Origin of the sequence: Paenibacillus qinlingensis, from assembly GCF_031455095.1 — a bacterium.
GTDB classification, from domain to species: domain Bacteria; phylum Bacillota; class Bacilli; order Paenibacillales; family NBRC-103111; genus Paenibacillus_E; species Paenibacillus_E qinlingensis_A.
In genome coordinates, this window is sequence record NZ_JAVDSB010000001.1 from 1,112,058 (window position 1) to 1,127,368 (window position 15,311).

14 protein-coding genes are annotated in these 15,311 nt (G+C 45.0%); 13 read left to right on the forward strand and 1 reads right to left on the reverse strand.

Going from position 1 to position 15,311, the window contains the following annotated elements:
* The first annotated feature begins 37 nt into the window (after positions 1 to 37).
* A complete protein-coding gene (gene hisA / locus J2736_RS05050) occupies positions 38 to 793 on the forward strand; it encodes a phosphoribosylformimino-5-aminoimidazole carboxamide ribotide isomerase (protein WP_310224112.1) in 756 nt (251 codons plus the stop codon).
* Between the two features lie 14 nt (positions 794 to 807).
* Positions 808 to 2,181 (forward strand): PDZ domain-containing protein, encoded by a 1,374-nt coding sequence (locus tag J2736_RS05055; RefSeq protein ID WP_310224113.1) that lies wholly within the window; start codon positions 808 to 810, stop codon positions 2,179 to 2,181.
* 9 nt (positions 2,182 to 2,190) lie between these two features.
* Here the strand turns inward: J2736_RS05055 and J2736_RS05060 are convergent, their stop codons facing one another.
* Positions 2,191 to 3,063 carry an alpha/beta hydrolase gene (locus J2736_RS05060; protein ID WP_310224114.1) on the reverse strand — a complete coding sequence of 291 codons (873 nt, stop codon included), beginning with the start codon at positions 3,061 to 3,063 and terminating at the stop codon, positions 2,191 to 2,193.
* A gap of 92 nt (positions 3,064 to 3,155) precedes the next feature.
* On the opposite strand from J2736_RS05060, the gene J2736_RS05065 reads away from it, so the two are divergent.
* From J2736_RS05065 to J2736_RS05115, 11 genes are all read left to right on the forward strand, one after another.
* Positions 3,156 to 4,709, forward strand: a complete 1,554-nt coding sequence (locus tag J2736_RS05065; RefSeq protein ID WP_310224115.1) for an SAM-dependent methyltransferase — start codon at positions 3,156 to 3,158, stop codon at positions 4,707 to 4,709.
* A 104-nt stretch (positions 4,710 to 4,813) separates the two neighbouring features.
* Complete coding sequence (locus J2736_RS05070) at positions 4,814 to 5,719, forward strand: S-layer homology domain-containing protein (protein WP_310224116.1); 906 nt, start codon at positions 4,814 to 4,816, stop codon at positions 5,717 to 5,719.
* 134 nt (positions 5,720 to 5,853) lie between these two features.
* Entirely contained in the window at positions 5,854 to 6,030 is a 177-nt protein-coding gene (locus J2736_RS05075) for a hypothetical protein (protein WP_310224117.1), read from the forward strand.
* Positions 6,031 to 6,122: 92 nt separating this feature from the next.
* Positions 6,123 to 6,908: an alpha/beta fold hydrolase gene (locus J2736_RS05080; RefSeq protein WP_310224118.1), complete on the forward strand. Its 786-nt coding sequence runs from the start codon at positions 6,123 to 6,125 to the stop codon at positions 6,906 to 6,908.
* Positions 6,909 to 7,091: 183 nt separating this feature from the next.
* A complete protein-coding gene (locus J2736_RS05085) occupies positions 7,092 to 7,997 on the forward strand; it encodes a Gfo/Idh/MocA family protein (protein ID WP_310224119.1) in 906 nt (301 codons plus the stop codon).
* Between the two features lie 39 nt (positions 7,998 to 8,036).
* On the forward strand, positions 8,037 to 9,020 hold the full coding sequence (locus tag J2736_RS05090) for a Gfo/Idh/MocA family protein (RefSeq protein WP_310224120.1): 984 nt from the start codon (positions 8,037 to 8,039) through the stop codon (positions 9,018 to 9,020).
* A 77-nt stretch (positions 9,021 to 9,097) separates the two neighbouring features.
* Positions 9,098 to 9,691 (forward strand): histidine phosphatase family protein, encoded by a 594-nt coding sequence (locus J2736_RS05095; RefSeq protein ID WP_310224121.1) that lies wholly within the window; start codon positions 9,098 to 9,100, stop codon positions 9,689 to 9,691.
* 133 nt (positions 9,692 to 9,824) lie between these two features.
* Positions 9,825 to 11,600 carry a sensor histidine kinase gene (locus J2736_RS05100; protein WP_310224122.1) on the forward strand — a complete coding sequence of 592 codons (1,776 nt, stop codon included), beginning with the start codon at positions 9,825 to 9,827 and terminating at the stop codon, positions 11,598 to 11,600.
* Positions 11,578 to 13,185 (forward strand): response regulator transcription factor, encoded by a 1,608-nt coding sequence (locus J2736_RS05105; RefSeq protein ID WP_310224123.1) that lies wholly within the window; start codon positions 11,578 to 11,580, stop codon positions 13,183 to 13,185. Before J2736_RS05100 ends, J2736_RS05105 begins: the two co-directional genes overlap by 23 nt.
* A 174-nt stretch (positions 13,186 to 13,359) precedes the next feature.
* Complete coding sequence (locus tag J2736_RS05110) at positions 13,360 to 14,316, forward strand: ABC transporter permease (protein WP_310224124.1); 957 nt, start codon at positions 13,360 to 13,362, stop codon at positions 14,314 to 14,316.
* 11 nt (positions 14,317 to 14,327) lie between these two features.
* Complete coding sequence (locus tag J2736_RS05115; RefSeq protein WP_310224125.1) at positions 14,328 to 15,302, forward strand: carbohydrate ABC transporter permease; 975 nt, start codon at positions 14,328 to 14,330, stop codon at positions 15,300 to 15,302.
* Positions 15,303 to 15,311 lie beyond the last annotated feature (9 nt).

Consider the following 15,311-nt stretch of genomic DNA (forward strand, 5'->3'; position numbering starts at 1 on the left):
TACAAGACTTACGACGACCAAAGGGGAAACATACGTCATGAAATTTAGACCATGCATCGATCTACATAATGGCAAAGTGAAGCAGATTGTAGGAGAAACTCTGGGTGGCGAGGGGCAGCCCGTTGTTGAGAATTTCGTATCCTCCTATGATGCTGTGTATTACGCAAAAATGTTCAAAAGGGATCGCTTAACTGGCGGTCATGTCATCATGCTTGGCGAGGGGAACAAGGAGGAGGCGCTCAGAGCGCTTGGAGCATACCCTGGCGGCCTGCAAGTCGGGGGAGGCATACAAGCGGATAATGCGAGCTTTTATCTGGAGCAAGGGGCATCACACGTCATTGTGACGTCTTACATTTTCCGTGATGGCCAACTGAATATGGAGCATTTGGAACGCATTGTTGCGGCAATCGGCAAAGAGAAACTTGTCATTGATCTAAGCTGCAAGGAAAAAGATGGAAAATGGTATGTGGCGACGAATCAATGGAAACAGTTAAGTGATGTGGAATTGAATCAGGAGACGATTCAGTTTTTTGAACAGTATTGCGACGAGTTTCTTATTCATGCGGTGGATGTCGAAGGCAAGCAAAGTGGTATTCAACAAAGCCTCGTAAGCGCCTTGGCCGAGTGGGTTACTATTCCTACTACGTATGCTGGCGGAGCGCGTTCATTTGAAGATGTAGCTCTGTTTAGAAAGCTTTCCCAGGGGAAGCTGGATATAACGATTGGGAGTGCGCTTGATATTTTCGGCGGCAAGCTCTCGTATGATGAGGTTGTCCAACAGTTAAGCAGTTAAAAAGGATGTGTGCAATGGCAATTTGGCACAAGCTATACTACTGGGGACTTGGAATCATCCTCCTGTTAATTATGATTGGGGAACTCGTATGGCTGCCAGATCCGCTAAGATGGGGAACGCATTTCTATTGGATAGATCTGATAGATCTGCTCATCTACGCGATTGCACTAGTTCCTCTATTATGGATGATAGCGGCTCTCTTGCATCTAAAAGCGTCACATTCACGTAATTTGAAAGTATTTCACGGCTTGATCAGTTTGGTCTGTTTGTGTAGTACGGTGATCGTGATCGCGATGCCCAAAAAACTAGCGTTCTCAGCTTCTGCTTTGATTCTTAGCTTGCTGCTTATCCTGACAGATATGGTCCTGCACGAGAGAAGGAAACGTAAGGTGCCACGCCAGAGTATGATCGTGATAGGTGTGACACTTGGTCTCTTGCTGCTGATGCTGTGGCCTACCCCCTACTTAGTGACCTATCCGGGGATAACGCTCAACATGAATCGCTATGCGCAGGCCGAAGGCGGTTCCAAGCATGGTGATATTTCGGGTGTGCTCATCTTCGAGCGGCCGGCCTTCCCGATGGATTGGTTGTATGCGAAGCTTTTTAAAGACTACACATTTGAAAAGATTGAATCGTTAGGCATGTCGATCGGTGAATATAATCAGGAAGTGCGCACGATGAAGGAAGATGCGAATGCCGCGGGAAGTGCGATTGCCTTCCAGAAAGTGGGGTTAGGCAAAGGCATCCTACCGGAGGGTGTGCGGATTACGGCCGTCTTGCAGAATTCACAAGCCTCAGAAGTGCTGCAGCCCAGCGACGTGATTACCGTATTGAACGGGCATCCCATTACGATGGTCCAGGAACTTAGTGAGCGGATGCAAGTCATTAAACCAGGCGAATCGATCAAACTCACGGTCACTCGGAGTGGCAAGAAACTCGAGGTGACAGTTCCTACGCGCGCGAGTACGGACGATCCCAAACGGGCATCCATCGGAATTATGATTGCCAATGAGCTCAGATATGACATACCTGAACTCGTGTCTTATCATAATTACCTGTTGCACGAGGGTGGACCGTCCCATGGGGCTATGCTGGCGCTCACGCTAATAGACCAACTGACCCCTTGCGGGGTCACGTATGGCCATCACGTTGCAGGGACGGGAACGATCGAACCAGACGGCTCCATCGGGCCTGTTGGCGGACTGGTTCAGAAAGCCTATACGGTAAGTCGTACGAATGCGGATGTGTTCTTCGTCCCAATCGCGAATGAAGCTGATGCGAGAAAAGGCGCAGGCGATCTGCCGATCGTTCCGGTTCGCAACCTCGATGATATTCTGAATTGGCTGAAGGCCAATCCCAAAGCTGGGGCACCAGCTTGCTCGACATAACCGTTCGAACTAATCACGGGAAGCTTCGTAAATCTTGGCAGCTATAAGCTTAGGCTCATATTGAGGCGTCGTCATATGGTCACCATGGACTTGCAGGAAGCGGAAGATACCGAGCCTGCTAGACATGTGAGGATGCCAACCGTAGTTGGGATCGCCGAAAGGAATCACATTATCTTCTGTGATGTGGATATAGCTTTTGGGAATAGGAAGGCTATAGAATTTCTTCAAATCTAACTTTTCGAATAAAGGGCCAGCGGGCTCTGGCGATACTTTGCTATAAATGCGTTTGGCTTGCTCCAACGTTCCCAAATTCGTAAACGTTTCTCTGAATAGTTCAAATGGCAGCATGAGGGTGTTGTTCTTGGAACTAGCGACGAGCTGTTTAAACTGCTCTGTGGCTTGTGGCGGGAACTCATCAGCGGCCATGCCGCCATCTTTGAGAACAAAGGCATTCAGAAATACCAATCGCTTTAAGCGATCTGGAACGAGTTCGGCTACTTTCTGAATCAGCGTTCCTCCAAAGCTGTGAGCAACAAGAACGACATTGTGCAAGTTATGAGATATGATGAAATCGGCGATCGATTTGGACATCATCGCATGTGTGACATTTTTATTGGGGTCAGCGCCATGTCCTGGAAACTCCGGGACGTAGACGGTATGACCTTTTTTGCTTAACTCAGAAGCGATGCCCGCCCAGAAGCTGGTATCCGCCCAAGCACCATGGACAAGTACGAACGTAAGCGGCTGTTCTTTGGCGCGGTAGGATGAGTCCTCATCTTGGTACCATGGGGATAATGGATAAGATGGTGTATAAGTGGGTTGATACGGGTTTGGCCATGATGAAGGGCCGTAATTGGGGTAATGCTCATTCAGGTATGTCATTGTGGTCTTCCTCTCGCGTAGTGATGTATTACTATATGCCCAGATGACATTTGTGCGATTGGAATTTGAATGTGAAGGGAATTGTGCGAAGAATGACGCAGACGGAACCAAAGACGTATCGATTTAGTGAAGCGCCTATTTGGGAGCTTCAGCGTTCCTACTATGAGGAACAGGGCATAACAGCATGGCAGAGCGGCGATGTGCCGCAATACATAACGAGTAACCGAGTAATGGCAATTTCGTACGCGGAGATGATATTTGCTTTCTTGCAAGATCGAGCTAGAATCGGCGAGTTAACAGAGCGTGTAATGATACTAGAACTTGGAGCGGGATCGGGTCAATTCGCTTTCTATGTGCTGCAAGAATTAACGAAGTGTATTGAAGTTGCAGGCATTCCTTTGCCACCGTTTCGCTATGTGATGAGTGACTTGGCCGAGAAAAATGTGACGTTCTGGCGACAACATGCGGGTCTAGCGCCGTTTGTAGAGCTGGGCGTACTTGATTTTGCTAGATTTGACGCGGTTCAGGATAGGGACATTTATGTACAACATGTTGGTGAACGCGTGGGTCCTGGAGATTTGGCACAACCTTTGGTGATCGTGGCGAATTATTTTTTTGATAGCCTGCCTCAGGAATTAATTTATATCGAAGATGGGCATGTGTATGATTGTCGGATTTCTCTGCAATTTCCGGAGGGAGCTCACGATTGGAGTGCATCCCAACAATTAAAAGAGGTTATCGGGAGTTACCATTATCAACGGGATCAAGCCTATGATGACGATGCTTACCCTTATCGAGATGTATTGAATGTGTATCGTCAACACGTGTCGGATTCGCACATTCTGCTGCCTGAAGTTAGTTTGAGGTGTTTAGCGCGATTACAAGCGTTATCTCAAAACGGATTTATGCTATTGACAGCTGATAAAGGCGATCATCGTTTAGAGAGCTGGGCATATAATGAGCCGCCGAAGCTGATTCATCATGGCAGCATCTCACTCACGGCGAATTATCATGCGATAAGCTATGTATGTGAGGCGAAGGGAGCTCAGTCGCTGTTCACGAAACATCCGTATACGTATTTAAATATTGGCTGCATTCTTCACGTCCCGGATCCTGCCCTCTATGGGCTTACGCGACTAGCGTATGAAAGATGCGTGGAACGGTTTGGTCCGGATGATTTTTTTAATCTCAAGGAATCTTTTGATACACAAATAGAGCAGAAATCGATGCCTCAACTTCTAGCTCTTTGGCGTTTAAGTGGCTATGATACGCAATTTTTATTACCGAGTACAAAACATCTGATACATTTAATTCCAGAATGTGGGGAACATGAATGGATAGCCCTTCAGCAAGGAATTCACCGGATGTGGGCACATTATTATCCAATGGATAGTAATACGGATGTTGCGCTGGCCTGTGGAATCCTCTTGTATCAAATGGATCTGTATCAGGAAGCGATCCCCTACTTTGAGCGTACGCAGCCTACGATGGATCATGATGCAACCGTACTCTATGAGATGGCAGTCTGCTATTACGAGCTGGGGCAAGATCATGCTGCCAAACAATTCGTGGATCGAACGATTGCTATCCAGCCAGAGCATGAGGAAGCGCTTGCCTTACGTGATCTACTGCTTACTTTGGAATAAAAGTTGACAGATGGCTGCAACAATCTCGTTGCTCCTCACGTTAGGAAGGTAACCATACCAACTGGTAGTCATAACTGCCAACCGAAAATGAGAGGAGCACGATCATGAAAAAAATAGCAGCACTAAGCTTATCGATTCTATTGGGTAGTACGTTAGCTTTCAGTTCCGCTTATGCGTTTACGGATTTAGAAGAGGGACAAGCAACCGCGGTACTAGCTTTAAAAGAGCGAGGTATCGTCAGTGGCTTTGATAACTTGCATTTCGTACCGAAGGGTAAAATCAGCTATGCACAAAGTGTCCAAATGATCGTTAAAGGTCTGAACCTCAACTTGGATAATATGAAGTTCATTAAACAACCTTTAGCCTCCGACAGCTATACCAATATCCCTAATGATTCTTGGTATGCCAATGCGTTCGTTATTGCCCATTACCACAATCTAGACATACCGAAAGATGTGAATCCGAATGCGACGATAACACGCGAACAATTTGGAAATCTTTTAGTAAAAGCGCTTGAAACCAAAGGTCAATTCCCTCTGGTGAAAATGTATATTCCGATCAATGATGAAGATCAACTTACCGTGGATTACCAAGGAACCATCCAAAGATTGCTGCTCTACAAAATCACGGCTCTAGATGGGAATGGCAACTTCAAGCCCAAAACCGAGCTAACTAGAGGAGAAGCCGCGAACTGGTTATACAATGCCATTCGTGTGCTAGAGGCGCATGTGCAGAAACCACCACAAGTAGAAGAAGTCAAAGTAACGATTGAAAAAGTAAACGCTGATGTAAATAAAGTGGTGCTTTCTCGAGGAGAGAAACCGAATGCTGGCTACGGAATAAGGATTGATAGCATCCAATTTCCGACAGAAGGTCAGGCTATTGTGAAGTATACATTACTTGATCCAAAACCTGATCACATGTATGCGCAAGTCATAACAGAAGCGAAGGCTGAAACTTATGTATCTTCGAAATATGAAGTGAAAGCAGAAGCTAGCGAAGTAAAATAAGACGTCTCAAGGCTGTCATCTCATGTAGATGGCAGCTTTTATTTTGTGTGTTTACCCCCCTGTATTCGAACTGTGCAAGCTCGTACTCTCTCACATAGGATATAGCATCCTCTATCAGATGGGTGGTGAGAGATATGAAAACAGTAAACTATTACACGTTAGCTTTAGGTTTGTTAGGTGCGGCCAAATTAATTTTGGATGCATTCGGAATGAATCTTATTACGGATGAGTCAGCGAATGCGATTGCCAATGGTGTTGCTGCCTTGCTTTCTGTGATCGGTGTCTATACGAACCATCAAAAAGAGCAGTAATTCGCCTAACACCATCTCGCGTTGACACCGATACCTGCCTAGATGAATATCGTAATGGACAGATCAGATTTTCCATAACGGAGGCGTCGTACGTGGGATATTATGTGCAAGTGGCAGATGGTGTGAAACTATTTATCGAAGATTTAAATCCAAGAGGGACGAAGACCATCCTATTCATTCATGGGTGGCCTTTGTCTCATACACAATTTGAGTATCAATTTAATGTACTTCCTGGCCTAGGGTATCGTTGTATCGGGATAGATTGGCGGGGCTTTGGGCAATCGGATAAACCGGTGGATGGGTATACTTACGATCAACTAGCCGATGATTTGCATGCCGTGATTCTGGCGTTGAAGTTGGAAGGAATCACACTTGCGGGTCACTCAACGGGTGGCGCAATCGCCATTCGCTACATGGCTAGGCATCATGGAAAAGGCGTGTCGAAGCTCGTATTAATCGATGCGGCAGCGCCTACGGGCTTTACGAATGAAACGGCAGCGGCACTATTGAAACAGAATGCTAACGACCGTGCGAATATGCTGCAACAAGGTGTAACGGATGTCTTCTTCTTTCAATATATCACACAACGATTCTCCGATTGGTTCTTTCAAATGGGCCTAGAAGCAGCCAGCTGGTCAACCGCGGCGGTCATACGCTTGCTGCGAGATGAGAATGTGGCGGCCGATCTAAATCGAATTCAAGTACCGACCTTGATCGTACATGGCATTCATGACAAAGTCATTCCATACCCTCAAGCGGTCGAGATGAATGAACGTATTCCGAACTCCCAGCTTATTCCGTTTCATTACAGTGGACATGGTGGATTCTGGGAGGAAAGAGATCGATTCAATTATGTCCTTACGCAGTTTATTGGATAAGCGCGCCTCCCGACAAGGGAGGCTTTTCGGCTTTATGGATATCCGAATTTAAATAAATAGTCTATTAAAAGACTTGTCTCTTAGGTGTCGGTTCTTTATGATGAAAGGGAAGGGAATATCAATTAACGGATGACTTACGTGCATGTCAAATTCATTTAAACTGGTTTGGAGGTTATGTTAATTATGACTCATTCACCATTACGCATTGGTATTATTGGCATTGATTCCTCACATGCCCCGACGTTTACGCAATTATTGAACGATAACGAGCATCCTTTTCATGTTACTGGAGGCAAAGTGACCGTAGCGTATCCAGGTGGTTCACCAGATTTCGAGATGAGCTATTCCCGCATCGAAGGATTTACAACGCAGCTCCGTGACCGAGGTGTAACTATCGTCGATTCACCAGAGGAAGTTGCCGCGAATTGTGATGGCATTTTGATGACTTCTGTGGATGGCCGCATTCATCTTGAGCAGTTTCGTCGCGTATTGTCCTATCGCAAACCCATTTTTATTGATAAACCGATGACCGTTTCCTCGGCCGAAGCGCGTGAAATCATAGCTTTAGCTCAGCAAAATAACATCCCACTTATGAGCTGCTCCTCTTTAAGATATGCAGAGGAACTGACAATCGCTTTGCATGCAGCGGATAATAGCCCGATTATAGGTATGGACTGTTATGGACCAATGGCCTTACAAGCGACACAACCGGGCCTGTTTTGGTATGGTGTACATACGGTTGAAATGCTTTTTAGAGTATTAGGCAAGAATTGCCTGCATGTAACAGCTGCGACGACGGAAGATCATGATGTGATTACCGGGGTATGGGATAATGGGGTTATCGGTACCATTCGTGGCAATCGCAAAGGCAATGGACAATTTGGAGCGCTGATTCATCAGGAGTCACGTACGCAATTTGTTGATGTGAATAAACATCCTAAACCGTATTATGCAAGTCTTTTGGAAAAAATTATGTCGATGTTTGTGACGGGGTCTCCCGAGATTGATGCGGAAGAGACTGTGCAAATTATTCGTTTTATGGAAGCTGCCAATGAGAGTAGACAGACAGGACTTACCGTGAACTTATAGAGGTTATGGCACATAGGAGTTAAGGAGAGGAACACTACGATGGGAATAGTAGATCTAAAGGTTGCTGTTTTGGGCGCGGGCGCCATTGCTGGTCAGCATTTTGATGCGATTCGACGAACCGAGGGATTCGTTGCCTGCGCTGTCGCGGATATTCAATTGGAGAGGGCACAAGCTATTGCTGATAACTATGGCATTCAAGCCTATCGAGATTATCAAGAGCTTATTCGACAAGAACGACCGGATGTCGTGGTCATTGCTTTACCGCATTTTCTTCATAGAGAAACAGCCATTTTCGCTGCTGAACATGGGTGTCACTTGATGCTTGAGAAGCCAATGGCGCTGTCTGTTGCCGAATGTGATGAAATCATGGCTGCTGCAACGAAAGCCGATATTCGTATCTTAGTCGGGCATACGCAGCATTATATATCGGAGAATATTCAAGCGAAGCGAATGATTGAAAGTGGCGAAATTGGTGAGGTCGTGATGATCAATGATGTTCGGCATCTGAATTATTTCCAAGACACACGTCCACAATGGTTTCTTGAAAAGGACAAATCGGGCGGAGGTATTCTAGCCAACTTAGGTACCCATTCAATCGATAAAATTCAGTGGTTGATGGAGAGTCAAGTTCGTAAAGTGAGCGCAAAAGTGAGTCATCATGGCAAAAGAGGAAATGTAGAAGGAAGCGGCGTCATCTACTTAGAGCTAGAGTCTGGTCTGCCTGCAACGATTGCACAGTCTGGCTATCTGGGAGCTACTCGCAATGAAACGGAGATTATCGGTACAGCAGGCATGCTGAAGCTCGTAACGGGCGTTAGTTTGTGGATGAGTCGAGGCGGCGCATATGAACAGGTTGACGTGCCGCCGATGGATACGCCTTTTGAGCTGCAGTATAAGGATTTATTGAGTGCAATTGCGTCGAAAAATGAAACGAGTTGTCCGCCTGTCTATGCGCGAAGTGTGATTGAGGCTCTAGAAGCTGTGTATCGAGCAGCAGAGTCAGGCGTGGAACAATTTCTTTAGCATGAGAAAAAGCTGGATCTCCTCCAGCTTTTTTTATATTATTTAGTTTAACGATGATGATTTGGAGGATGAATAGCATGACGGTTGTCGGACTTATACGACATGGGTTAACAGATTGGAACACAGAGAAGCGCGTACAGGGACAAACGGATATTCCACTCAACGCTTTCGGACGTAAACAAGCCGAATTACTGTCCCATAGAATGAAAGATGAGGACTGGGATTACATCTATGCAAGTGATTTGGGGCGTGCTCATGAAACGGCATCTTACATTGCAAATGTGAAGCAAATGGAAGTGACAACGGATCAACGCTTACGTGAAATGTTTTGTGGACAGATCGAAGGAACAACACTTGAAGAGCGTGTGGCCAAATGGGGGGAAGACTGGTCCCAATTGGATTTAGGTGTCGAAACACATCAGCAAATTGCTGCTCGCGGTGTGAGTTTCATCCAGGATGTGATTGAGAGACATCCGAATCAGAAGGTCTTAATCGTCAGCCACGGTGCCTTACTTAGTCTAACACTCATGGATTTGATCCCACATGAGAACATCGAAGCACATATACACAATACGTCTGTAACCACATTACAGCATATCAATAGCCGTTGGGAATGCTTAAAGTATAATTGTATTAGTCATTTAGATGGGCTTGCACCCGAAACTGTATAAAGATACTCTTCTTGTTATTCCTACTTGACGATAAACCTAAAGTGCGTGGTATGATCATATCGAAGAAAGCAAGGTGCTCATGACAGAGTACCTTATTTTTATATCCATATTTTTCATGACGGGTGGAAAAGAAATGAAAAAACCGACGCTTCGCCTCCGTTTACTTCGCAGCTTCTTAGTCATTCTTACACCTTTGGTCCTGTTTCTGTATTATGAAAACTACTATGCCATCAAAATTGTTCGAGAGGAAGTGTCGCAATCTACCAGCAATGTACTATCGATACATATAACGCAAATTGATCGCACGCTTGATGAAATTACGCACTATCTGTTACAACAGATTGTCACATCCGATACCAAATCTGCCTATCTGGATATGGCATCTCTGCCAGAAACGAACGGAAATTATACGCTAGCTAAAATTAAGATCCATAATGAACTTACATCGGGAAGCACTGCTTTTGAGAATTTCCATTCATTCTTCGCGTATTCCGTCAAGAAAGAGGATTTTATATTCTCTCGTTCCTCGTTCACGGACACGAATGATCTGAAAGAAATGTTAGGGGAGTACGTGCGAGAGAAGGTGAAAGGACAATCATTCAGTGATTGGATTGTTCTTCGGTATTGGGAAAAAAGTTATCTGGTACGTGTAGCACAAGCGAGTGATGGGGTATATATCGGGGCGGTCCTCCTGTTGGAAGATCTGATTCGACCTCTGCGCGGATTGGACTATGGTGATCGCTGGGAGGCGATTCTGCTAGATACAACCGGACAACCTTTGACTAAATCGGTGATGTCACCAGAAACGATGACAGCGGTTAATCGAAAGCTGGTTACCAATCCACTTGCTTTTCAAGTTTTTGAAAATCCAGCTGACCATAAGGATTACCTGCTCGTCAGTACAGACTTTAAACAGGCACCACTGCGCCTAGCAGCCATGATTCCAGAGAAATCGCTGCTGCAGCGGCTGCCATTTTTTCAAGGAGTCATCTATCTCATTCCTCTTGGTGTTATTGTTATCTTTATCTTCTACTCCCATTATTTACGTAAAATGCTGTTCAGTCCCATGAATTCATTAATTATGGGCATGCGGCGGGTCGTAAAAGGGGACATGGAAATCGGATTAAAGGAAGCCGAAACCGAGGAACTAAATTTTCTAATCACAACTTTTAATCATATGGTATCTCAAATTAGCCATCTCAAAATTAACGTGTACGAAGAGATGTTGAAAGCGCAGCAATCGGAATTTAAACATTTGCAAGCTCAGATCAATCCACACTTCTATCTCAACTCCCTGAATATTATTAACAGTCTTTCTACGCTGGGGGAGAACGATCTGATCAAAAAGATGACGGAGCATCTAGCTGATTATTTCCGATTTATAACTAGATCGCATCGGGATACGATTACTATCGATGAAGAAGTACGGCATATCCGCAATTATCTGGAGATTCAAATGCTTCGTTTTCCAGAGAAGATTACGTATAACATTGATCTGCCGGAACCGTTTTCTCGTACGATGATTCTTCCCTTGATGATCCAACCCTTTGTCGAGAATGCGGTTATTCACGGAATGGAAGAGGGGAGCAAGCCGTTCCATATCGAAATCTCAGCAGGTAATTGCCAAGAAGATCCGAACTGTCTGGAAATTCTCATTCGTGATAACGGCGTAGGCTTCACACCAGAAGTATTGTCAACGTTCAATCAGAAAAAGTTCGGAGATGGAACAGGCACTCATATGGGCATTTGGAATGTGTACAGGAGGATGCGTATGGCTTTTGGCTATCAGGCGGAGGTAACCTTCTTGCTGGGTGAGCCGAATGGCGCCATTGTTCGTCTGACTATTCCGGCAATTGGGGCATTTCACGAAATGGAGGAGGAAGAAGATGGCAAAGCTGATGATCGTTGATGATGAGGTGTACGTAATGCGTGCCATGATAAGGTCTGTTGATTTTACGGCACTTGGATTTGAAGAAGTGTATCAGGCCATGGGCGGAAAAGAAGCGATGGAAATATTGAAAGCGCATTCCATTGATTTAATCATTTGTGATATTGAAATGCCTGGCATGAGTGGCTTGGAGCTAATTGAATGGGTCAATGATCATTATCCCGAAGTGGAAACGATCTTCTTAACCGGACATGCCGAATTCTCCTATGCGAAAAAAGCCGTACAATTAGGCAGCTTCGAATATTTGCTTAAGCCTGTCAAAACAGAAGAGCTTGTCCTAACGGTTAACAATGCGATTGAGAAGATCAATGAAAATAAAAACGCAGCGCAAATGGTGGAAACGAGCAAGAAATACCGCACCTTGTGGGAACGCCAGAAGTCGGTCGTTGTTGAACGATACTGGCAGAATCTACTGTCAGGCCGAATTATTCCGGAAGCAAACAATCTACATGCTGTCAATTTGCCGTTAAAGACGGACTCGCAAATCCTGCCAATTCTCATCAGTATTGAGCAATGGCATAAGGAGTTCAGCTTACGTGATGAGGATACGTTGGAGTATGCGATTCGCAACTCAGCGTCTGAGATCCTTCTAGGCGGTTTTGCTGGGGACATTATCAAAGATGAGAATGGCATTTTATTTGCACTTGTCTATGAGTCACCTGAACAGTCGTCGAAACCGGACGTATTGGCAGAGGCTTGCCGCACGTTCGCTGACGCCTGCACGCGTTATTTTTACTGTACGGTTTCCTGCTATATTGGACATGCAGTACCTTTCCAAGAGTTAACAGAGGTATACCATCGGTTGATCGAAATGGAGCAAGAGAATTTGTCCAATCCGCTGTCTGTTCAGCAACTTAATCAATCCGTGCGTTCTAATCCTGTAAGCAAGCATCCGTTCGTCATCCCATGGTCGGATTGGGTCATTCTTTTTGAAACTGGCAATAAAACAGAGCTCTTAAAGCGGTTAGATCAATTATTTACCGGGATGCAGGAGGGTGGTGCGGATACGGAGTCGGCGAGTGCACTGTATCATGCACTCGTGTATATGATCTATCACGTTGCGCATAAAAACGGCTTTTCGGTGAAAGAGTGGTCAGGTCTTCGTGAACGTAGCGGAGAAATAAATGCCATTCGTTCCATTTCCCAATTGAAAACATGGGCGGAGAAAATCATTGATACGGGATCGCGTTATCTGGAATCCCAAAAAAATGAAAGCTCACAAATTATTGAGAAGACAAAGCATTTCATCAAAGCCAACTTAAAAGACGTTACACGGGAAAAGGCTGCCGGTTACATTTACCTGAATTCCGCTTATCTGTCACGCATATTCAAACGGGAAACAGGTCAGTCCCTGATTGACTTCATCATTAATGCGAAGATGGATCGGGCAAAAATCCTGCTGACGGAATCGAGTCTGAAAATAGTTGATATCTGCGAGGAGATTGGCTACGAGAATTACTCGCATTTTGGACAAGCGTTTAAGAAGAAGGTAGGCATCTCGCCGGTGGAGTTCCGTAAACGATTCCAAAATCTAGAATTGAAATAGGCACACATCCTCAGAAGGTTTGGCATCATGCCAAACCTTTTTACCATATTAGTGTTAAGTATGTGGTATAAAGCAGTCATAAAATCGAGATAAGAGTCACGCTACCCGATAGAGAGAGTCACAAAACGACAGTATACTAGGAGTATAGGAATTAAGTGAAAGGTGTGACATTGCATGAAAGGCAGTAACATGAATTTAAAGTCACAAAGCATGTTCGTACGATTCTTGCGAAATGTGAGGAAAGATAAGGCGCTGCTTATGTTGCTTATCCCTGGCGTCCTGTATCTCATCTTAAACAACTACATCCCCATGTTCGGTGTCGTCATTGCGTTTAAACACATCGACTATTCCAAAGGGATTCTTGGCAGCGACTGGGTTGGATTCGATAACTTCAAGTTTCTGTTTAGTACGAAGGAAGTTTGGATCATTACGCGAAACACCGTGCTGTATAATGCGTTGTTTATTTTACTCCATCTCGTTATTCCGGTGGGGTTTGCCATTGCGTTGAATGAGATGAGAGTGCGGCTCGCAGTACGATTTTATCAAAGTGTCATGTTTCTTCCTTACTTCTTGTCCATGATCGTCGTTAGCTATCTGGTGTATTCATTGCTTAATAGTGAGTACGGCTTTATTAACAAAATAGTACTGGAACCGCTAGGTTTTCCTGCAGTATCGTGGTACAGCGAGGTTAAGTACTGGCCGTATCTTCTCCCGCTTGTGAATATATGGAAGTCCGTTGGCTACTACAGTATCGTATACTTGGCGGCGATCATCGGTATCGATAACGAGTACTACGAAGCAGCACACATTGATGGTGCAAGCAAATGGCAGCAGATTACACGCATTACGATTCCGCTCATTCGTCCCGTACTCATTATCTTGATGCTATTGCAGGTTGGTAAAATTTTCAATGCGGATTTTGGTTTATTCTATCAAGTACCCCTTGATTCAGGTGCACTCTACTCAGCCACACAGGTTATTGATACGTATGTGTATCGCGCGCTTCTCACGCTGGGAGACATCGGGATGTCATCGGCAGCTGGTTTGTATCAAGCTTCCGTAGGATTTGTGCTAGTGCTAACAACAAATTACGTGGTGCGTAAAATCGACAAAGAAAATGCTTTGTTCTAGGAGGAGCCCAAATGAAAGAATCTGTTCAGGAGTTGACTGTAGCCTCGCAAGCTCCCCCGCAGGGTAGCAAACTTTCGCTGATAAGGCGGAAGCGTGAAATCAATTCCATCAAAAAACCGACTGAGATTGCTTTACATCTGTTCTTCCTGCTATTCTCAGCTGCTTGTATTTTTCCAGTGCTCGTTGTGTTAGGTGTTTCCCTGACCGATCAAGATACGATTTACCTGTATGGCTATAATATCATCCCGCGCGTATTTAGCTGGGCTGCCTATGAGTATCTGTTGCGTGATATTGGTCCGATTCTCAATTCGTACATGATTACGATCTTCGTGACGGTATTCGGAACAATTATCGCGCTCACGATCACAGCTTTGGTTGCGTATCCATTATCCCGGCAAGATTTTGCTTTTCGAAATTTCTTCTCTTTTTTCGTCTTCTTCACAATGATTTTCGGTGGAGGGTTGGTACCTTGGTATCTGGTGTATACCAACTTCATCGATTTGCGGGACACCATTTGGGCATTGATTGTGCCGAATCATTTGCTGGGTGCCTTTTACGTAATTATCATGCGGACGTTTTTTACGACTAGTATACATCCGTCCATCCTAGAGTCAGCAAAGATTGATGGAGCTGGTGAGATCCGGATTTTCACACAAATCGTTCTTCCACTATCGCTGCCAGTACTGGCGACCATCGGCCTGTTCTATACGCTAAGCTACTGGAATGATTGGTTCAATTCCTTGGTGTTTTTGAATTCAGATAAGCTGATTTCGATTCAATATATGATGTATAAAGCGATGCGAAACTTGCAATATTTAACTACCATCGCTGTGGACAGTGGCATAGGAGATCAAACGGCCAAACTTCCGAGCGAAACGGCACGAATGGCGATGGCTATTATCGGGATGGGGCCAATCGTACTAGCGTATCCATTCTTCCAGAAATATTTTGTAAAAGGTTTAACGGTTGGCGCAGTAAAAGGGTAGGCTTCATCC

Bases quoted from the DNA above. Each gene is read 5' to 3' on its own strand.
- hisA (WP_310224112.1), top strand. From the start codon at position 38: ATGAAATTTAGACCATGCATCGATCTACATAATGGCAAAGTGAAGCAG.
- J2736_RS05055 (WP_310224113.1), top strand. From the start codon at position 808: ATGGCAATTTGGCACAAGCTATACTACTGGGGACTTGGAATCATCCTC.
- J2736_RS05060 (WP_310224114.1), bottom strand. From the start codon at position 3,063: ATGACATACCTGAATGAGCATTACCCCAATTACGGCCCTTCATCATGG.
- J2736_RS05065 (WP_310224115.1), top strand. From the start codon at position 3,156: ATGACGCAGACGGAACCAAAGACGTATCGATTTAGTGAAGCGCCTATT.
- J2736_RS05070 (WP_310224116.1), top strand. From the start codon at position 4,814: ATGAAAAAAATAGCAGCACTAAGCTTATCGATTCTATTGGGTAGTACG.
- J2736_RS05075 (WP_310224117.1), top strand. From the start codon at position 5,854: ATGAAAACAGTAAACTATTACACGTTAGCTTTAGGTTTGTTAGGTGCG.
- J2736_RS05085 (WP_310224119.1), top strand. From the start codon at position 7,092: ATGACTCATTCACCATTACGCATTGGTATTATTGGCATTGATTCCTCA.
- J2736_RS05090 (WP_310224120.1), top strand. From the start codon at position 8,037: ATGGGAATAGTAGATCTAAAGGTTGCTGTTTTGGGCGCGGGCGCCATT.
- J2736_RS05095 (WP_310224121.1), top strand. From the start codon at position 9,098: ATGACGGTTGTCGGACTTATACGACATGGGTTAACAGATTGGAACACA.
- J2736_RS05100 (WP_310224122.1), top strand. From the start codon at position 9,825: ATGAAAAAACCGACGCTTCGCCTCCGTTTACTTCGCAGCTTCTTAGTC.
- J2736_RS05105 (WP_310224123.1), top strand. From the start codon at position 11,578: ATGGCAAAGCTGATGATCGTTGATGATGAGGTGTACGTAATGCGTGCC.
- J2736_RS05110 (WP_310224124.1), top strand. From the start codon at position 13,360: ATGAAAGGCAGTAACATGAATTTAAAGTCACAAAGCATGTTCGTACGA.
- J2736_RS05115 (WP_310224125.1), top strand. From the start codon at position 14,328: ATGAAAGAATCTGTTCAGGAGTTGACTGTAGCCTCGCAAGCTCCCCCG.